The organism is Roseivirga misakiensis (genome assembly GCF_001747105.1).
Classification (GTDB): domain Bacteria; phylum Bacteroidota; class Bacteroidia; order Cytophagales; family Cyclobacteriaceae; genus Roseivirga; species Roseivirga misakiensis.
In genome coordinates this window covers 1262511-1282166 of sequence record NZ_MDGQ01000003.1, presented here as the reverse complement: position 1 = coordinate 1282166, position 19656 = coordinate 1262511, and the positions used below count along the sequence as shown (strand labels likewise).

General features: G+C 40.2%; 9 protein-coding genes. 1 reads left to right on the top strand and 8 read right to left on the bottom strand.

Going from position 1 to position 19656, the window contains the following annotated elements:
* Nucleotides 1–13: 13 nt before the first annotated feature.
* From BFP71_RS05790 to BFP71_RS05760, 7 genes are all read right to left on the bottom strand, one after another.
* Nucleotides 14–2596 carry an ABC transporter permease gene (locus BFP71_RS05790; protein ID WP_088124891.1) on the bottom strand — a complete coding sequence of 861 codons (2583 nt, stop codon included), beginning with the start codon at nucleotides 2594–2596 and terminating at the stop codon, nucleotides 14–16.
* 74 nt (nucleotides 2597–2670) lie between these two features.
* On the bottom strand, nucleotides 2671–5253 hold the full coding sequence (locus BFP71_RS05785) for an ABC transporter permease (protein ID WP_088124890.1): 2583 nt from the start codon (nucleotides 5251–5253) through the stop codon (nucleotides 2671–2673).
* Nucleotides 5247–5585, bottom strand: coding sequence for a PadR family transcriptional regulator (locus tag BFP71_RS05780; protein WP_069834478.1), 339 nt, complete (start codon nucleotides 5583–5585; stop codon nucleotides 5247–5249). Before BFP71_RS05780 ends, BFP71_RS05785 begins: the two co-directional genes overlap by 7 nt.
* A 219-nt stretch (nucleotides 5586–5804) precedes the next feature.
* Nucleotides 5805–8453 (bottom strand): ABC transporter permease, encoded by a 2649-nt coding sequence (locus BFP71_RS05775; RefSeq protein ID WP_069834477.1) that lies wholly within the window; start codon nucleotides 8451–8453, stop codon nucleotides 5805–5807.
* An 11-nt stretch (nucleotides 8454–8464) separates the two neighbouring features.
* Nucleotides 8465–11113 (bottom strand): ABC transporter permease, encoded by a 2649-nt coding sequence (locus BFP71_RS05770; RefSeq protein WP_141719690.1) that lies wholly within the window; start codon nucleotides 11111–11113, stop codon nucleotides 8465–8467.
* Nucleotides 11103–11450, bottom strand: coding sequence for a PadR family transcriptional regulator (locus BFP71_RS05765; protein ID WP_069834475.1), 348 nt, complete (start codon nucleotides 11448–11450; stop codon nucleotides 11103–11105). Before BFP71_RS05765 ends, BFP71_RS05770 begins: the two co-directional genes overlap by 11 nt.
* Before the next feature lie 134 nt (nucleotides 11451–11584).
* A complete protein-coding gene (locus BFP71_RS05760) occupies nucleotides 11585–12085 on the bottom strand; it encodes a DinB family protein (protein ID WP_069834474.1) in 501 nt (166 codons plus the stop codon).
* A gap of 207 nt (nucleotides 12086–12292) precedes the next feature.
* On the opposite strand from BFP71_RS05760, the gene BFP71_RS05755 reads away from it, so the two are divergent.
* Nucleotides 12293–18535 carry an alpha-2-macroglobulin family protein gene (locus BFP71_RS05755; protein WP_069834473.1) on the top strand — a complete coding sequence of 2081 codons (6243 nt, stop codon included), beginning with the start codon at nucleotides 12293–12295 and terminating at the stop codon, nucleotides 18533–18535.
* 5 nt (nucleotides 18536–18540) lie between these two features.
* On the opposite strand, the gene recF is transcribed toward BFP71_RS05755, so the two are convergent.
* A complete protein-coding gene (gene recF, locus BFP71_RS05750; RefSeq protein ID WP_069834472.1) occupies nucleotides 18541–19644 on the bottom strand; it encodes a DNA replication/repair protein RecF in 1104 nt (367 codons plus the stop codon).
* Nucleotides 19645–19656: the final 12 nt, after the last annotated feature.

The following is a 19656-nucleotide window of genomic DNA, read 5'->3' as shown; positions in this document are numbered from 1 at the left end:
TTTTATTTTCGTTTTACTCGTATTTAAGGCTGTTTACAGGATTAGCATGAACCGCCTTCAAAGAGTGATAGCTTACAGTTAACACCGTAATGATGAGAGATGCCAAGCCCGCTATGATGAAAACTGAAGGCCCTATATCCACTCTATATTCAAAAGCATTCAACCAGTTATCCATGAAATAGTATCCGATTGGCGCGGCAATGAGAAAACCCAAACCGACCAGCACCATAAAGCCTTTGGTCATGAGCATCAAAAGGTTTCCAATACTTGCACCGAGCACTTTTCTCACACCAATTTCTTTGATGCGCTGTTCAGCAGCAAAACTAGCCAAACCGAAAAGCCCCAATAGCGAAATGAATATGGCAATTAATGAGAAGTAATCGGCTAGGGTACCAATCGTGTTTTCGCTTCTGTATAATCGTTCGAAACTTTCGTCCAAAAAGCTATACTCAAACGGGTAATTTGGATTGATTTCTTTTACCGTCTTTTCCAAAAATGCTACGTTCTCTTTCACATTTTGGCCTGTCATTTTTACACTAAATACTTGGCTATCTTCAGGCCTTAGGCCTATAACAAGCGGTTCTATGCTTTGATGCAACGAACTAAAGTGAAAGTCTTTTACGATACCGACGACTCTACCCGTACGGTTCCAAAAAGTGATGGGTACGCCCAGTGGGTCTTCCACATTCATCAATTTTGCTGTTTGCTCATTGATCAGCACGTTCATAGTGTCGGTGGACAAGGCTTTGTCAAACGACCTGCCTTGGATAACATCTAGACCATAAGTTTCCACAAAATCGTGACCCGCTCGAATGATATAAAAATTGGTTTGGTTTTGATCGACCTTGCCTTCCCAAGAAAACCCACCTGATGTTGATGAACCAACACTTAATGGAGATCCATTTGAATAAGTTGCCGATAAAAAGTTCGGATTATCAAGAATTCTCTGTTTGAGCATTTCTCGTGTATTTAAATCCGAAAGCGCTCCCTCCACGCTAAAATAGACGACGTTTTCTTTATTATAACCCAGGTTCTTATTTCTAATAAAGGTCATTTGATTATGAATCACCAGGGTAGAAATAATCAGAATGGTAGAAATAACAAACTGAAAAACTACCAGCCCCTTTCTGAGTCCATTTGACCAACCAGAAGTTTTAAATGTGCCTTTTAACACACTTAGGGCATTAAATCCTGATAATACAAATGATGGATATAGACCTGATAAAAACCCGATACCGACTCCAATGCTTAGTAGCAGTCCAACATGATTTAGTTGGGTAAATGAGAAAGTCATCGATCTATCTACGAGCGTATTAAGCGGTGGTAAAACCAACATGATTAATAGGCCCGCAATAATCGTTGAAACCGTCGCCAGAAGTATGGATTCGGCCATAAACTGGAGCAATAGATAAAATTTAGATGAACCAACGACCTTTTTAATCCCAACTTCTTTCGCACGCTTTGTAGACCTGGCCGTGGCTAAATTCATGAAATTAATGGCTGCAATCATCAAGATAAAAAATGCAACTACTGTGAGTAACCGAACATAACTTATCCTCCCGCCTGCTAGCTTTCCATCTTCATAATTATTGTATAAATACCGATCGCCAAAGGGTTGTACAAAGAGTGTTACTACCGACTCCTCACCATCTTGTTTCTCTGACACATAGTTCTCGATTTTCTTATTGAAGGCCTCGAAATCAACGCCAGCCTGTAATTTGGCAATCCCTCTAATTCCATTGTTACTCCAGTCCAGGAGCCAATCATTACGGGCTTTCCATGGTTCATATGGCATTATAAAGTTAAAGTTGATGGTGGTTTCTTCCGGAACATCTTCGAAAACACCTGCCACTTGATACTCTCCCCATCCATCGACTTGTAGCGTTTTTGCCAAGGCTGGTTCGTCTCCAAAAATTCGTTCTTTGGTACTTCTAGAAAGGTAAAGCTTCGTTGGGTCTGTTAGCGAACCTTCTTTTACCCCTTCGATGAATTTGACATCAAAAATTTTGAAAAAGTCTTCGCTCGCCATGCGACCTCCCTCTTTATAACTTTGACCATTTATTCTAAACAGGCGCTCTTCTACCCAAGTAAACGCGGCCATGTATTCTACCTCGGCCATATCTTGTTTGAAATGGTCGCTTAAAGGGCCCGGGTTCGACTCGTAAGTGTAACTATAGCCAGAGTAAGTCTGGTGTTCCATCACTTGATAGATGTTATCTATATCGGTATGGAACTGATTTATGGATCTTTCCGATTGAACAAAAAGTAACAAAAGCATACTGGCTGTTATGCCAATAGTGAGCCCTAAAATGTTGAGTGCAGCATATCCCCTTTGTTTCCAGAATACACGAAATGCTGTTTTAAAAATGTTTTTGACCATGGGTATATTGATTAATTGTTGACTAAACCATTTATCTCTGAGAAGAGAGAGCCTGAAGAGTAATAGCGCATCCAAAAAGAACTTTCTATTGGCATAGCGAATTCCTCTCTCCTTACTATGGAGTTCATAGTATTCTTCTAAATCGCCGATGATATCTTCTTGATAATCTGGATGACAGTAGAAACCGATAAGCTTTTGACCAACTTTTTTTAGCATAGATCGATTTCTAGTGATTTCACCTGACTTATTATCTCTGACGCGATATGTTGAATCCCTTTCTGCACGCTACTCTATTCAGACCTTAAACTTTGAATTGGATTGGTGTAAGCTGCTTTGAGCGCATGGTAGCTAACCGCTAAAAGTGTTATAAACATTGAAATAAAGGCGGAAAGGATAAAAACAGTGACTCCAATTTGCGTCCTATACTCGAAAGTCTGGAGCCAATTATTCATGAAACCATAACCAAGTGGAGCAGCAAGCACAAAGCCGACACCCACCAAGACTAAAAAGCCTTTAGATATCTGAAAGGTAATATCAGATACTCTTGCGCCAAGGACCTTTCTAATCCCAATCTCTTTACTTCGCTGATCAGCTGAAAAACTGGACAGGCCGAACAGTCCAAGCAGGGAAATAAAAATAGCGATGGCTGAGAAGTAATTAGCCAAAGTGCCAATTGTAGCTTCGTTTTGATAGAGTTGCTCGTATTCTACATCGACAAAACTGTATTCAAACGGATAGCTTGGGTTAATGTCAGCCATTACTTTTTCTAAATAGGCTATACTCTCTACCACATTTTGGCCCGTCATTTTAATCGTAAGATCCGTTGGGTAGTTTGGTCGATAAGGCATTACCATAGGCCCTATTTTTTCATGTAAAGAACTATAATGAAAGTCTTTTACGACGCCTATAATGCGACCTGGGCTACCCCATAGGGAAACTGGCAGCAAAATAGGGTCTTCCACATTCATTGCTTCAGCCGCTTGCTCATTGATAATATAATTCAGAGTATCTGTGGCTAGTTCTGGGTCAAAACCCCTTCCTTTTACAATCTCAATTCCATAGGTATCGAAGAAGTCAACATCAGTATTGATGATGCGGAATTTATTACTAAGTTCTCCTACTTTTCCTTCCCAAGAAAAGCCTGCATCGGTCGAAGAGAAAAAGCTGAGGGGTGTTCCTCCAGAAAAGCTTACATTTTTGAAATTGCTATTTGAAAGCACTGTGGACTTGAATTGCGCTTGAACTACTTGATCGCGAAGTGCTCCTTCAACAGGAATCGTCACCAAGTGCTCTTTATTATAACCCAAATTCTTACTCTTAATGTAGTCCATCTGGTTTCGAACTACTAGCGTTGAAATAATCAGTAGCGTTGAAATAGTGAATTGAAATACGACTAAGCCTTTACGAATACCATTAGACCAACCGGAAGACTTAAAAGACCCTTTTACCACGCTTAGGGGCTTAAAGCTTGAAAGGATAAGAGCTGGGTATATGCCCGCCAATAGCCCAACACCCAGCCCAATAATCAAAAGCTTTGACATTTGATCTATGGATGAAACGGAGAAGCTCATACTCTTCCCGACTAGCATATTCAGCGGTGTAATCACACTCATGATAATCAGCCCTGCCAAAGCCGTGGAAATTAGGGCTAACAATAAAGACTCCGTCATAAATTGAGCCCGAAGTAACCCTCTTGTAGAACCAACTATCTTCTTTACGCCTACTTCCTTGGCCCGTTTAGTAGATCTAGCCGTGGCCAGATTTACAAAGTTGATGATGGCGATGAGTAAGATAAAATAGGCTACTGCCGTAAGTAGTTTAGCGTAAGTAATTCGGCCGCCTGAAATAAAGCCGTTTTCGAAATTGTTATAAAGATACCTGTCCTTGAGCGGTTGTAAGAATATGGTTACGTTGTGATCTCGGCCTGGAATCTTTTCATTTATATATCCAGCAATCTTTTGGTTAAAAGCATCGACGTCCGTTCCTGGAGAAAGTTTTGCAAGACCTTTTACGCCACTATTGTCCCATGACTCCACCCATGTAAATACTTCTCGCCAGACTTGGTATGGTAGAATAAAATCGAAATCGATAGTCGTAGCACTAGGGACATCTTCAAATACACCTGCAACTTGATAATCACCCCAGCCATCAAAATTTATCGTTTTTGTAAGGGCGGTTTCCGATCCAAAAATTCTTTCCTTGACACTTCTTGAAATATAAACCATCGATGGGTCGGTCAACGAGTTTTCCTTTTGACCTTCGATGAAATCAACATCGAATATTTCGAAGAAATCTTCACTCGCCCACATTCCGGTCTCCTTATAGCCTTTATCGTCTATGCTGAGCAGAATTTCCTGAGACCTTGTAAAAGCAGCCATATATTCTACCTCGGGCATTTCATCACTAAAAACTGTGACTAAAGGCCCTGGATTATCATCAAAAGTCCGCACACTGTTCGGGTAAGTTTGATGCTCCATGACTTGAAAAATATTATCAATATCTCGATGGAATTGGTTAACTGATTTTTCTGATTCGACATATAGTAATAAGAGCATACTGGCTGCTATGCCTACGGTAAGCCCAAAAATGTTCATCAGGGAATACCCCTTTTCTCTCCAGAATACTCGAAATGCTGTTTTAAATATGTTTTTGACCATTGGAATGTTGATTAGTTGTTGTGAAAACCACTTGTCCTTGAGTAGTGAGAGTCTGAAGAGCAATAGTGCGTCCCAAAAGAATTTTCGATTTGCATACTGAAACCCTCTTTCTTGGCTGTGAACCTCGAAATACTCTTCCAAATCCCCGATAATATCTTCTTGATAATCGGGGTGGCAGTAAAAGCGGATAAGTTTTTGACCAAACTTTTTTAGCATAATTTAAATTGAAAGGCTACATCTGGGATCTGATTCCATAATTCTAGCCTCGTCTGAATATTATGATCTAGCGCATTTTTACCGTGTGCCGTGATTTTGAAATAGCGTTTTCTTTTACCGCCACGTGCCTTAGTGGCTTCTCCAAATTCAGACTCTAGAAAACCCTTATCCTCCATTCGGCGCAAAGCAGATTGCAATGCTCCCACGGAGACTTTACGGTTATGGCGCTGCTCTATTTCTTCTTTTATGGCCACACCATAAGCCTCTCCGTAAAGTACACCCACCGTAAGAAGAACCAGTTCTTCAAACTCTCCTAGCTGATATTTCTTCATACAAATAAGATTTAATTCCTAAATGTAGTTTTTAATAATTGAAAGTCAAATTAAAAATTCCTAAATGTAGTTTTAATACATCGCAGTGTAGACGATCTCAAATTGAAATCATTACACTGCGATTAAAAATTTTAGAATAACACTAGAGCAGGGGATCTATGGCACCGATTTAACAGGGGATCAGCAAACCTTGGGGTTTGATATGTTTGAGATATTACCCTATTCGATTCTTAGCGCGTCAGCAGGATTGCTCCTTACTGTTCTTAGTGAGATTGCACTAATCGTTATAAATATCAATACCAATGCACACATGCCTGTAAGCAAGTATACCATTGGGTTTATGGCATGCTGATAAGTAAAATTTTCCATCCAGCTATTCATCGATAGATAAGATACTGGAAGTGCAAGTGCTAAGGCCATCAGTGTGATGATGACATATCGACCGTTGATCAACATGAGAATTTCCTTCACTGATGCCCCTAGGATTTTTCGTATGCCGATCTCCTTGACGCGTTGCTTAATCGCTATCGACACAATGCCAACTAATCCAGCGATTGCTAAAAAAATCGAAATACCGGAAAGAATTGAAGTGAGTAAGAGCGTTCTAGACTCTTCTTTATAGAGTTCGGCGATTTGCTCATCTAAGAAGGTCAGCCTGAAATCATCTTCTGGATAAATCTCTCCAAAAGTTTGCTCCATTTGTGGAATCAACGTTGATAAGGCTTTGGTATCGGCCTGAGCGATTAAGTAATTCAAACGACGAGGTTGAACCATCATGATGATCGGCCTGATCGGGACATGTAAAGATTTATAATGAAAGTCTTTCACTAGCCCAACAATTCGGCCCTTTACCAGATTCTCATTGTCTTCCCAGAAAAGGGTTTCTCCCACAGGATCCGATAAATTCAGTTGTTTCGCAGCGGTTTCGTTGATCAGAAAGGATGTTCCAGAGGAGTCTGAGGCAATAGTTTCGTCCAACATTCGACCTTCTAGAAGTTCTATGCCCAAAACCGAAAGTGCATCATCATCTATAAAAGCCTCCGCTGCATCAGTTCTTACAGAAGGGTCTTTTTCGGCATAAATACTGTGCTGATTGAACTGCCCTCCTGGAACGTTAGAAACGGTCGCTACTGACGCTATACCTGAAAGTTTACTGAATGCTTCTTTAATTAATTCGGACTTATTGACGTAGTTACTAAGTTCAACAACCATCAGATTATCTTGCTGAAATCCAAGATCTTTATTTTTCAAAAATGAGATCTGTCCATTGATGATAAGACTTCCTGTGACCATCAGAATGGCCGCAATCAGTTGTACGGATAGTAGTGTATTTCTCACAAAAGCACCACCAATTTTCTTCTGAGTAGTTCCTTTCAAAATTTGACCAGGATGCAATGCATTCAAATAGATGGCGGGGTAGGCTGCCGCAAAAATTGCCGTGATCACCGTAACGCCAAGCATGAATAATAGGGAATTGGTTTCCCAAATGTCTTGGGCTAAGATTTGGCCATTAACAAGTTGGTTAAAAGCATCTTGGAGCGCATACATGGCAAATATGCCCATGGCCAAAGCAAGTAATGATGAGAACAGTGATTCGAAAACAAACTGAGATAGCAATTGGCCTCGGTAAGCCCCTAATGTCTTTTTTACACCGACTTCCTTGAGCCTTTCTGCAGATCTGGCCGTACTGAGATTGACAAAATTTATAATTGAAATCAATAAGATAAATAGTCCAGATACGCCATAAATAATTAAGTAGGAGAAGCTCGAATTTGACTCCAATTCCCATCGAATATTGGAGTGCAGATGAATATCTTCAATAGGCTGTAATTCGAATTTATATTCTCCAGCGATTAGTGACTCGATACCTTCATCAGACCAATCTAAATAATTTTGAACCCATGTAGGAATCTTGTTTTCCAAGGCTTTTGGATCAGAACCTGCTTTAAGTTTTACATAGTTAAAGTGTCCAAAATCATCCCAAGACATCCAAGGATCGTTGAAATTGAGTGATTTTAATGTCACATATGAGATAAGGAAATTGTAATGAAAATGGGACGTCTTTGGCGCATCTTCTACCACACCGACAACTTCCAACATATCGGTATTGACGTCAAAAGATAGCCTGCTCCCCACAGCAGGTTTATCACCGAAATAGCGTTTGGCTGTGGACTTTGATAGCAGCACCCCGAACGGACTTTTCAAGGCAGTTTCAGGGTTTCCTTCTAGAAATTTAAAATCAAAAACATCGAAGAAGGTGCTGTCAACAAAGTAACCATTGGGCTCAGCAAAGCTGATATTCTCCTTTTCCAGTGTTAGTGTAACTGACTGTTTGGTGAGACCAGCACCATAGATCGGAGAAAGACTTACCGCGGATTCAACCTCTGGCAGGTCATTGACCATTGCCTGGGCCAAAGGATGCGGCGTTCGTGTTTGAGGATTATCATTCATCCATGCCACTCGATACATGTCTTCTGAGTTTGCATGAAACTTGTCAAAAGACAATTCTTGCTGTAAATGCAGGTAAATAAAACCGCAAACCATAAAGGCCAACACTAAGCCAATTAGGTTAAAGCTTGTACTTAATTTTTTACGCCACATGTGACGTAGGGTGAATTTAAAATAGCTTCTGTACATAATAATTGTTGATGAGTTTTGACCGATTTTTTTCAGCGCAAAGGGTCTCAGAAAATTGACCATATGAAACCAATAGGCTAAATCTGCCCGCCATTTTGGATGCATTTCCCGAATGACTTGATAGTGCTCAAATAAGTCCCCTTCAATTTCCTCAAGCAGGTTGCCTTTACAGACTTGCCTCAGAAACCAATCGGCGAATTTGGGCGGGTGATATAGTTGATTATATGCCACTAAGGTTCAGTCTATTCCGTTCTTAAATTATCTATTGGGTTAGTATTTGCTACTTTGAGCGATTGAAAGCTTACCGTTATCCAAGACAGCACTAGCATTATCAAGCAAGCCATGACATAGATCATTGGGCTTATTTCTATGCGATACGCATAATCACTTAACCATTGGCTACTTACCCAATTTGCCACAGGTATAGCGATTAAACAGGCTATGCCGACTAATACCGTAAAACCTGCAATCATTTTTCTAAAAAGCTGAATGGACTTAGCTCCGAGTACCTTTCTAATACCCATTTCTTTTTGGCGTTGCTCCGCCATGAAAGATGCCAAACCAACTAGTCCTAAAATGGCCACGAGAACTGCTAATGTAGAGAAGGCATTGACTAACCCTTTCAGTTGACCCTCTTTTTGATATAGCATTCTATAATCCTCGCTGGCTAGTCGTGCTATAAATGGTTGCCCTCCAGAGTGGTCGCTCCATATGCCTTCCAATGTTGACAAGGCTTCAGAAGGGCTTCCAGAAAATTTTACTGATAAGGTCCATGGATCATAACCTTTATAGAACATGAGTGGCTTGATGGTCTCTTTCATAGAACCGTAATGGAAATCCTTCACAACCCCCACCACACTCATATTATATACTTTACCGTTGACCTTCCATTGTAAGCTTTGACCAATTGGGTCTTCCATTTGTAAGGCCTGGGCCATACTTTGATTAATGATCACTGCGTTGCTATCCGAAGCCAGTTCATTTTCATAATTTCTTCCTCTGATGACTTCCATGCCCATGGTAGGAATGTAAGCTTCATTAATTGGCCAGCTTTGCGCATTCACCGTTTGTATTTCTCCTTGTTCGTCAATCTTGTCGACATAATATTCCCCTCTGGAACCATTAATTGGAATGTAGTCTGTTCGGCTATAGCTAATGATATTTGGACTTGATTCTAGCTCATTTATTATGGCAGTTTCTCCTCGGTCGTACCGATTTAAATCCATAACCTCTAAAATGATCAAATCATCCTGTTCAAAACCTAATGATTTGTCCAAAACGTAATCCAATTGATTGTTGATCACAATGGTACAGATGGCCAGAAACGTTGAAACGGAGAACTGTAAAATAACGAGCCCACTTCTTAACCAAGCTTTACCACCGCTTCTAACTTCTTGTCCTTTTAAACTCTTGACAGGATTAAATGAAGAAAGAACAATGGCTGGGTAAAAACCCGCGACTATGCCGATTACCAGGGCACCTATTAGCATGACAAGCCAGAGTGGTGTCGTACCTCCCAGGCTAAACGTCATATCGGTACCTGCTAAATGGTTAAAGTATGGTAATGTGACAAAGGCCAGCAGACCAGAAAGCACAAATGCAACAAAGCTGTAGAGACTTGATTCAAACAAGAATTGTGTAACAAGCTGTCGGCGTTCTGAGCCCATCACCTTTCTAACACCTACTTCTTTTGCTCTGAGCGCTGCACGCGCGGTACTAAGGTTAATAAAGTTGATGCTTGCGATAAGCAAAATGATGATGCCAATCAGTGAGATTGTTCTTACATTTTCGATACTTCCATTGGCCTGAAACTCTCGGGGCAGGTTAGATTTTAAGTGAATATCAACCAGAGGTTGAAGATAAAATCGTGCGTGGTTACCCTCAGAATTGATCTCATCGGCAGGTACCTGAAACCAACCTTCCATCAGGGGCTTCATATGCGTTTCGAGGGCTGCATTTAATTTTGACTCTATTTGCAGTGGGTCTGTTCCAGGCTTTAGCTTCAAATAGGTATAGGAATTAAGGTTGTTCCATCCATAATCATATCTACTTGTCTGGTAAGCATGAGACATAATGAGATCAAACTTGAAATGTGCGTTATCACTCATGTCTTTGTAAACCCCTTTTACGATAAAGTCAGCACTGTTATAAGTAACTATTTTCCCAAAGGCATCTTCTCCTGGGAAAAGGTGTTCAGACATAGTTTCAGACATGACCATTGTCTTGGGTTCGTCTAAAGCACCTTCTGGATTTCCTGACACAAAAGAGAAGGAAAATAGATCGAGTAATTCACTGGTAGCATAGGTCACATTAAAAACCCGCATCTGCTTTTCTTCTAGGTCGACCACCGTATTAAATTGACCAAGCATCAGACGAGCTGCATTTTCTACCTCAGGCACAGTTTTTATCATATGCTCCGCTAATACTACAGGAGCAGTAGGAGTGTGAATCTCTCTGTCTCCCAATTTCATGTCGGTAACGACTCTGTAGATATTTTCAGCATTAGGAAAATTCCTATCTACATTGTATTCCTGTCTGACATAAAGAAAAATAAGTAGGCAAGAAGTGATCCCCACCACTAGACCAGAAAGGTTGAGGAACGAATAGAGAGAATACTTTTTAAAGTTTCTCAGGGCGATTGTTAAATAGTTTTTGAACATCATTGTGTTGTTAGATATTTGAGCGACCCTTTTTAAAGCAAAGGGTCTTAAAAAATGTATTATATGGAACCAATAGAGGACATTGGACCTCCATTTTGGATAATCTTGTCGCAGCACTTGATAGTGCTCGAATAAGTCACCCTCAATTTCCTCAAGCAGGTTACCTTTACAGACTCGCCTCAGAATCCAATCAGCGAATTTTGGAGGGTGGTATAGTTTACTAGATGCCACCGAAGTTGAGTCCTTTTAATGCGATCTTTGGAATTTGATTAAATAGCTCATTGCGCAACTCATGGTTTCGTTCTAGCGCTCGTTTACCATTGGCGGTGATGGTAAAAAGACGTTTTCTTCGACCTCCTCTTTCATGGGTAGCTTCCGCGAGTTCTGATTTCAAAAAACCCTTTTCTTGAAGCCGACTTAGCGATGAATGTACCGCACCAATAGCTACTTTTCTTTTAGTCTGCGAGATAATCTCTTCACGAATACTTAGGCCATAGGCTTCGGGAAAGAGCACACCTACAATCAATAGGACTAGCTCTTCAAATTCTCCTAATTGTGTTCCTTTCATTATCTATCAATTTTCGTATTTGTAGAACAAACATATAAACAAAAACTACAAATATGAAATTTGTTTATAAAAAAACGTCGCTACAGGCCAAAAAGACCTTATAGCGACGTTTCAATACGTTCGATTAAAAGAGGCTACCTGTAAACTGGCGGCTTAATTCCCTTCATTCTTAGGTAAGTAACTAATTGTCCTCTATGATGCGAATTATGATCCAGATAGTACATAATACCTGCTGTTAGCTGGTCATTAGCGTCAGCTGCTAAGATGAATGTGTGCATTTCGTCAAATTTAGTTTCCGCCCACTTAATCAGTTCTTCTCTTGATTTTGAATTCTCATCTCCTGGCTGCCAAGCTGCATTTGGTTGTGAAAATGCTTTCTGAAAATATTCTACGCTATAGGCAATATGGTAAGCTTGTGCTGCAAAGGTTCTTTGCTCATCGTTTGGCTTGAAGTCATAATCATCTTCTGGCATTGCCTTCAATACCTCAATTGTGAAAGCCTTGGCAGCATCGAGCCGGCCTTTCATCCAATCATATCCGCCCTTATCCTCAACAGGCTTCATGGAGGTCAAAAAAGTTACGGAAGCTAGTAGTAGCACTGCTCCAGCCACCGAAAATTTCGTGCTAATTCTCATATAAGTAGTTTTGTTGGTTTAACAGAGTCTATTACGGGGTAAATCTTCTTTAGTTGTCGCCTATGACCAATTAAACATTCCAAAGAGGGTTAAAATTACTGGACCAATTATTGGTTAGCACTTCGTTTTCTAAGCAGATTAAAAACCTATTGACTAGTGGTCAATCAGACTTCCACCTGTTTATATTGTAGAACCTTTAATTAAAACATGATTTCAACCAAGCCAATTTTTCTTCTCATTATCGCCCTTTTCGTACCGATGATTGGCTGGGCTCAGGCTGAAAAGAATGATACTCTCTGGCAAGAAGTTTATCGTTTCGAAAAAGAAGGTTTGACGAAATCTGCTCAAGAAAAAGTCCTTGAAATACTGAATAATGCAGCGGAAGAATCCGACGCCGAAGAATTGCTGAAAGCGACAATTTATCAAAGTAAGTTTTGGTTATTGCTTGAAGAAAATGCCCGATTGAAGGTTATGGACAACCTGCAGAAGCGAATAAGTGCTGCAAGTGCTCCTGAAAAAAGTATTTATCAACTGGTTGCGGCTAAATCTCTTTTTGACTTCTACCTGAGGAACAGCTACGATATCAACCAAAGAGATGAAGCGAAAGTTGATACTGTTGATTTCAACTTTTGGAATAAAACTAGATTTCAAAGCGAAATCCATCGATACTATCAAAATGCCTTGGCCGACTATGATAAAGTCGATACGCTAAGACTCGATACCTACAGAGGATTTTTCCGAAGGGTCGGTGTGGAAGAGCCGAAAATTGAATTGGTTTCTGACTTTATCGCTGAACAGGCTTTTCGTTTTTACTTCTACAACTTACAACTCAGCGACTTTAAATCAAGATCATGGCTTCCGACTTTGGAAAATTATTGGAACTCGATCGCCTTTCTAAATCTAAAAATCGATCCCCCGGTAGGTCAGTCTTTCATTGACCACGGTTTTAAACAACTCCAAAAAATACTGTTGCGCCAAAAGGCAAATGGAAACACAAAAAGGTATGTCAATTGGGAGCTTTTTAGGCTTAAGCTCCTTAAAAATAGAGCTAATAATGATCTTTCGGCCTATTTAGAAGCTTTGGACAGGTTGATGGAGGACTTGGATGACGCCACCAAAGTCACAGTCCTATTCGAAAAAGCGCAAACGCTGAATATGCTTGGTTCTAGGTATAATTTCCAGCGCAAGGGTGATCAGTTTAGATGGGCAAAGAAATCTGCTCACGACATTTGCGATGATATCATTAGACTCAAGCCGAATTCATTTGAAGCAAAACAGGCAGATGTCTTAAAAGAATCAATTGAGCAGTCGAGTCTTATGCTAACCCATGAAGACTTCATTATACCTTCAAACTATTCAAGAGTACTGGTAGAATTTGCCAACCTAAAGTCCTTAGAACTTTCGATATATAAGGGCAATATGGACAAGCTGAAACAGCTTATTGTCCCCACTAAAACTCCGTTCTCTAAAAAGTTCGAAGCCTTAGAGCTTATCAGAAAGTGGGCTATTGACCTACCACAAGTCTCAGACTATCAAAGACATGCCACAGAAGTCTTAATAGACCCTTTGGCGGAAAATGGACAATACTTATTAGTTGTAAAACAGGAAGGTAGCGAAGAGCCACTACATTTTGGAATCTTTCAGGTAAGCAATCTTACATTCATCAGTTTACCGACAACTTCAACTAATGAATTTCTCATTTCAGATCGCGAAACAGGCCAACCTGAACCGAACGCAGACATAATTATTCAGTCGACCAATAATAGTTACCAAAAGCCATTCCATCGACGATTCAAATCCAACAACAATGGTAGAATCAGGTACAATTCTAATGATTATCGCTATGGCTTAACGGCCAAAGTAATGACGGCTTTGGATACCGCCTACTTCCAAAATATAAGGCTTTCAAGGGTTTCGAAACCGCAGAAAAGCGGTAGAATTACTGTTTCTGCTCATCTATTTACAGACCGGGCCATTTATAGGCCTGGGCAAATGATGTACTTTAAAGGCATCCTTTACAAAACCGAAAGTGAAAAGCAGGCGACAGTAACAAATGAGGAAGTCTTAGTTACTGTTTATGATGAAAATTATGACGAAATCTATGAAAAATACCTTCGATCGAATGAGTTTGGGTCCTTTACTGACTCATTGAGGATTCCAAAGTCCGTTTTAACTGGTGACTTTTCTATAGAGGTGGAAGAGCCAGATAATGAGAGTGAATTCTTCGACCAACCCAACGTTTATTTAAATGCCGCAGATAAATATTTCCGTGTTGAGAATTATAAAAGACCAAAGTTCGAATTACGAAGTGATCCTATAAAGGAGGCCTATGTGTTAGGTGATTCGGTAGAATTTACTGGAAGTGCAGTTGCCCTAGCGGGTAGCAATGTTTCTAACGCAACAGTAAAGTATACTATTACAAGGACCGGGTATAGACTTGGCCTTAATGAAGGTTTTTTCGGTTATTCTTATCCTAGTCAGGAAGAATATCTACTTGCCGAAGGCGAAACTAAAACTGATAACAAGGGCCAGTTCAAAATCAAATTTAAGGCTAGTGGCAATGCCTCAGAAGACCGCGAAAAGCTTCCTATTTTCTCGTATGATCTGCGTGCTAGTGTGACAGATATCAATGGTGAAACGCGAAACCTTGAGGAATCTCTGTACATAGGTTATCATGAGGGCCGTTCCAGCATATCGGCACCAGTCGAAGTGGAAGAGGGTAAAGAAATCTCTCTTAAGGTATCAGTAACCAACTTAAATGGTCAACAAATTTCGAGACCTGGAATTCTATCTGTCTATAAGTTGGATGACGAAGAGAAATACCTCAAAGAACGGCTCTGGAAAGCTCCAGATTTGCCAATAATCAGTAAAGAGGACTTTGCCAAACGCTTCCCATATGAGCCTTATGAACAAATAGATCCAGAGGTAAATCAGAAATTGATCTCAAAAATCATTTTGTCAAGTATAGACGACATTTATAAAATCGAAGAAAGTAAGCAATGGGGCAAAGGATCATATAAAATTATCTTCGAAACTACAGACCAAAGTATCCAAAAATCCTCTCTTAGCTTATTTATTAAATCTAAAGAGCCTGAAAAGGATCGTCATTCAGTTTTCGAAATCAATCAGAACAAAAATACTTATCAACATAAGGATAATTTGGTGATTAGCCTGTATTCAAGCCTCGATTTCCTAACAGTTACCCTGTTTTTAGACCAAGGAGGGGAGATTAACAAAGAGTATATTTTTAACCTTAGTAAAGGTGAACGATTACTTTCTTTACCCATAAAGCCAAGAGATGTTGGAGGTTATACAATCCACTATTTAGCACAAGCTGAAGGCATGGCCAAGTATGGAAAACTCGATATCAATGTCCCTGATGAAGAACATACTATCAAAATTGAAACGACATCTTTTCGAAGCAAACTAGAGCCCGGGCAAAAGGAAGAGTGGAGTTTTAAAATAAAGGGTGATGAAAGTGAGCGAATCGAAGCTGAACTCTTAGCCTCTATGTACGATGCCTCACTTGATCAATTTGTCACACATGATTGGTATTTGCCATCCAGCCCGACAAGGACTAACTATAGTAGCGCCAATATTGATTTGAATCAAAGTTATTCTAAAAACATACTTCAATCCTTATTATCTCGCCGTTACCAACCATACCGAATACCCAACAAATCATTCTATAAGCTTGAGCTTTTTGGATACAATTTTGTTAACCCTAGGGAAGGTCAAAATAACTACCAGAATATTTCATTTAGTCCACAAAACAAAGAAATAATAAGTGTTGCCGATGACGAAGAGTTTGAAACATTAATGGAGGTTCCTGTAACCAATCAAGCATTAGCCGGCAAGGTGGCAGGAGTACAAGTTCAACCAAGCAATCAAATTGGCTTTAGATCGCCAATTCAAATAAGAGGAGCATCAACGCTGGCTGGCTCGGATAGTCCACTCATTATTGTAGATGGTGTAATTGTAGAAGGCGGCTTAAGCCAAGTTAATCTTCAGGAGGCGGCAAGCTATGAAGTGCTTAAAGGAGCTTCAGCGGCCTCACTTTATGGTTCAAGAGCAGCCAATGGAGTCATTGTCATTAGCACCAAAGGGGGTATGGCCGCAGCACAACAAGATAATGAAGCCTTACTCGGCCAAGTAAAAAGTAGGACAAACTTCAAAGAAACCGCCTTTTTCTATCCACAGCTTAGAACTAGTAAAAATGGCGAACTCAGCTTTAGTTTTACTACGCCTGAGTCACTTACCAAATGGAATTTACAGTTACTGGCTCACACAAAATCAATGCTAACGGATAAATTGGTTAGCACTGTCCAAACGCAGAAAAAACTGATGGTTTTGCCTAATTTTCCTCGCTTTGTGAGAGAAAAAGACACACTAATAGTCTCTGTAAAAGTGGCTAGCCTTTTTTCAAAAAAAGCGAGTGGTGTATCAAGAATAGAATGGCTCAACCCTGAAAATAACGAACCAATTGACCTTCTGATCAAAGGTGATCGAATGGATAAGGCTTTCGAGATAGCACCTAATGGAAATGCTGCAATGGAATGGAAAATTAGCGTACCAGCGGGGCTTAGTGGTATAAAATATCGTGTTTTAGCTACTGCTGGCGGCTTCAGCGATGGCGAAGAAAACTACCTTCCTGTACTATCTAACAAAGTCATGATCACTGAAAGTTTGCCGATGTGGGTAAACGCTAACGAAGAAAAAGCATTCAAACTCGATGCTCTTGAAAAAGCCTCAGAAACTAAAGAGAATTACAGCTTAAGCCTAGGTTTCACCAATAACTCCTTATGGAATGTGGTGCAATCTCTGCCCTACATGATCGAATTTCCTTACGAATGCAGTGAACAGACTTTCTCTCGAATCTTTGCAAATGCAATAGGCAGAAAACTCGTAGAGCAGCATCCAACGCTATCGGAATTAATATCCAAGTGGTCGAAGGACGAAAAACAAGGGCCTTTGTTTGCTAATGAAAATCTTAAATCAATTGCATTAAAGGAAACACCATGGCTTTTAAACGCCAAAAACAAAGATGATCGGCTTAAAAACCTATCAAGACTTTTGAATAAAGCGTCCGTTGATGAGGGACTTAACATTGCCATAAATAAGCTATCCCAAATGCAAATGGTTAGTGGCGCTTTCCCTTGGTTTAGTGGAAGTAGTTACCCGAATAAAACCATAACCATGCATGTAGTGGCTGGATTTGGGCAGATGAAAAAACTAAGCGTTGACATCGACAATTATAAAGTTGAAGATATCATAGGTTCAGCACTAGGTTATTTAGACAGAGTATTGGTGAGTGACTACAAACAGCTGGCCAATGACACTAGTAGGCAAGCAGACCTACAAACAGCTCAAATTCACTTACTGTATGCAAAAAGTTTCTATGACAGCTTGAAGACAAACGTGGACATTAAAAACGCCGAGGCTTATTTCTTGAAGATGGGTGAAGATCAGTGGCTACAGCAAAACTTGCAATCTAAAGCCATGCTTGCACTCGTTTATTACCGCGCTGGAAATATTGTAATGGCTAAAAAGATCATGAACTCTTTAGAAGAGAATGCTACTAAAAATGATCGCGGCATGTACTGGCTCGAAAATGAATCGAGTTTTGACTGGTACCAAATGCCAATTGAAACACACGCCAGAATAATGGAAGCTTTTGCGGAAATCTTGCCTGATGAAAAAAGACATCAAAAATTAATGCAATGGTTGATTCAAAATAAAAGAGCCAATGCCTGGGCGAGCACAAAAGCTACAGCCGATGCGATCTACACACTGTTGAACTCGAAAGGCGCTGTAGTCAATGAGCAAAATGCCGTGTTTATCGAGGTAGGGAATGATAAAATAAGTACTGCCACAGATGAAAAAACCGATCTATTCACCCAGAAAGACTGGAAGGCTGAGGAGATTCAACCAGATTTAGCCCAAATTCAAGTAAAAAATGAAGGAGCAAACCCGTCTTGGGGTGCTATGCACTACCAATATTTCGAATCCTTAGAAAATGTAGCTCAGCGTGGTGGATCGCTTCAAGTTCGAAAAGAGGTATTTAAAATTGGTGCTAACGAACCTTATCAGGAACAAACAAATCACACCTATAAAGTAGGAGATCGTGTTAAAGTTAGATTATCGTTATCGGCAGATCAGGACATGGAATTTTTACATTTAAAAGACCTCCGTGCAGCTGGTTTCGAGCCAATGGATGTTTTATCTGGCTATAAACGCTTTGGAAATGCTTATGCCTATCAGGCGATTGACGATACGAGCATCCACTTCTTCTTTGATGAACTGAAGAAAGGAAAATACGTTGTGGAATACGAGCTTATCGTAAATAACGCCGGGAGCTTTTCGACGGGAATCGCGACAATAGAAAGTATGTATGCCCCTGAATTTAATGCTAAGGCAAAAGCAATTGCCGTTAAGTTAGAGAAGAATTAGAGGGTTCAGCCCATCTGCTCAACCTGCCCTGATTCTATTGCAAACATCTTCACTTCCTGATCCATTTTCTCGAAGATTCCCAAAGTTCGTTCTGGTCGGGCATCGGTGACAAAAATCTGCCCAAATGTTTCTGAAGCAACCATTTCGACGAGTTTCGTAATTCTAAAATCATCCAGCTTATCGAAAATATCGTCTAACAGCAGTAGTGGCTTAACCTCTTTTTCTTGATACAGATAATCAAAATTGGCAAGTTTCAGCGCGATCAAATATGACTTCTGCTGACCTTGCGATCCAAACTTTTTGATTGGTTTATCTTCCATTAAAAAAGGAAACTCATCTTTATGAATCCCGACATTTGTCCTTTTCAGAATCAGATCTTTCCGTTCACTTTCCTGGAAAGCCGATCGTATATCACCAGCAAATTGAGACTCATATTGCAAGTCTACCGCCTCACTTGCTTCCGAGAGGTTTTGGTAGTGATCATTGACCAACACTCGAAATGACTCCAAAAATTTTTGTCGCACTTGAAAAATTTGCTGTCCCAGATCAATCAGTTTATCTGTGAAAGCATCCAATAAATCTCTGTCAAAAAAGTCCCTTTCGGCAAATTGCTTTAAAAGGCTATTGCGCTGTTTTAAGGTATGATTGTACTGAATTAAATTTTGTAAGTAGATTTGATCCACTTGAGCAATAATTGCATCGAAGAACTTCCGCCGATCTTCACTTGACCCCCGTATAACATCCGTGTCGTTCGGGGCAATCATCACCACAGGAAATTTACCCACATGCTCGCTCGCTTTTTTGTACGGTTTGTCGTCGAGTTTCACCAACTTCTTCTTGCCTGTCTGCAAACCACAAAGCACCATTTTTTGCTTTTCTTCTTGCCTAAAAGCCCCTTTTATAGAGAAAAACTGCTCTTCGTGCCGAATGCATTGACCGTCGAGCGATGGACCAGCACTCTTTGTGAATGACAGGTAAAAAATCGCATCTAAGAGGTTGGTTTTACCCGAACCATTCTTCCCCAAAAAGCAATTGATTTCCTGAGAAAACTCAAGGTTTGCCTCAGGGTAATTTTTGAAATTGGCGAGCCGAATGGATTCGAGGTGCATTAATTTCAAAGT